Origin of the sequence: Helicobacter rappini (assembly GCF_900198625.1) — a bacterium.
GTDB classification, from domain to species: Bacteria; Campylobacterota; Campylobacteria; order Campylobacterales; family Helicobacteraceae; genus Helicobacter_A; species Helicobacter_A rappini.
Map to the genome: position 1 here is coordinate 1 of NZ_FZPK01000001.1, position 1,919 is coordinate 1,919.

At 31.6% G+C, this 1,919-nt stretch carries 2 protein-coding genes; both read right to left on the bottom strand.

The features are described from left to right. Positions 1 to 52 precede the first annotated feature (52 nt). Entirely contained in the window at positions 53 to 553 is a 501-nt protein-coding gene (locus C6H17_RS00005) for a hypothetical protein (protein ID WP_233714074.1), read from the bottom strand. Further along, on the bottom strand, positions 550 to 1,919 hold a 1,370-nt coding region (locus C6H17_RS00010), incomplete at its 5' end, for a lipase family protein (protein ID WP_104731305.1). The genes C6H17_RS00010 and C6H17_RS00005, both read right to left, overlap by 4 nt.

Below are 1,919 nucleotides of genomic sequence, written 5' to 3' on the forward strand. Positions count from 1 at the left end.
TTTGGGCTACATGTTTGTATTCTTGGTTATTTTAAGCTTTCTGCAAATAATCTTACATTTTAGAATTGTGTTTTTGTTGCTTTCTTTGTGCTTTTTCTCTCTCTAATATTGCTTGAGATTCTTTGGAGTTGCATTCTAACTTAATATTGAGACTAGAATCTAGGAGGGAATAGTTTAAGAGTGTTAGGGTGCTGTTATTTAGGAATATTTGGAGAGTTTGGGTAAAGCTCTCTTTAGAATCTTTTGTGTCATAGTCTGTTTCGCCGATTAAGTGATACACAGGCTTAGATTCTATAAACACGCCCTCTTTGTCTAATTCACCAAAGAATAAGGGATTGTTAGGAGTTTCTTTAGAGCCTGCAAGAGTGCAACCATCAAAAGTTATAAAGACATTGTATTCTTGAATGCTTTGTTTGTCTTGTTTGGTATAGGAATTAAGGATTGGGAGAAGTTCTTGTATATCAAGGATAAAATTATCTTTTTCTATGCTAAGGATTATGTCGTTGTCATTCTCAAAGATTCTAAACCTCTGTGTTTTAAATTGATTTCTCATTGTGCCATTCCTTGTGTTGCTCTAGGGTATAATGCTAGAGTTTCATTTTTATAGCATTTTATTAATAACTCATCGGCTTTGCGGTTTGGATTACAAAAGATTTGTGTCCTAGCCGTGATATATCCGATTAATGAAGTGGCAGTGTGGCTATCTTGTATCAGTGGATTAAGCTCTTTATCCACACTCACAAAAAATGAACTCTCTTGGATAGCAAAAAGATAGGCTAAAAGAGATTCTGCTTCTAAGCCTTTAATTACATCTTCTTTTAAGATTTGGATATACACTCCCTTTTCTTGTAAATACAATATTGCTTCAATGATGTTGCTTGTATCTTTTTCTAAGAGAAATTTTGCTTCCTTTGTTTTTATCTGGGCTTCGAAGACTCTTTGCTCTATGATAGCATAGAGCCAATTTGGTGGGCTTTTTACTTCATAATAACCATTTTCTCGTGCTTCTTTTGGATCTTTTTCTGCTTCTCGTTTATAGAGAATCTTATGCACCGCTAAAGCAATGGTATTGCAATATTCCAAAGCCTTTTTGCATTCTCTATATTCTTTTGTATCTATTTCGTTATGTTCTTTTAAAAACTCATCTTTGTGTAGCTCGTATTCTGTTTTAACCTCTTTGCTTGTTGTGTCAATGAGGCTTTCATTTACCTCATACAAATAAGCATAAAAGTATAAAATCTTTGCCATAGAAGTGATACTATGTGAATCTAATCCACCAAAGTTAAGATTAAGAATAAAATAATTTCCCTCTATATCCTTGCCTAAATGCTGTGTAGCATTTTCTTTGATAGATTCATTAGCGTGGTGCTTTTCATTAGTTTTATTTTGTGATTCTATATGGAAGATTCTATCGCTTATGCTTAGTTTATAGTTATTTCCTTTGTCATCTTTAGCATACCTATTTTCATAGTTTTTAATAAGTGTCTTGTAAAAATACACAAGATCAGTATCTAATATCACATAATTTATGTTAGCTATATAATCCAAATCTCTTTGTAAAAAATCAAATGTTATGCCCAAATATTGATTATTTAATATTTTATCAATCTTATTGATTGCATTTGAAACTATTTGCTCTATACTTTTTTCGCGTATAAGCAACTCTTTAGCTTTTTGCAATGCTTTTTGATAGATTATGTTTCTATTATTACTAATCAAATCATAAGGAGGCTTTAAATTTCTTGCACCGGGCGAATTAAAAGTATAAACTTCATTGATATTTGCTTTATTTTTATCATCACATATACTTAAAGCTAGCATTTGGGCTAATGCTCCACCTAGTGAATGTCCTACTATATTTAAACTTTTAGATTCTGTCATAGCAGGATATTTTGCTTTGCATTGATTGTAGAAACTTA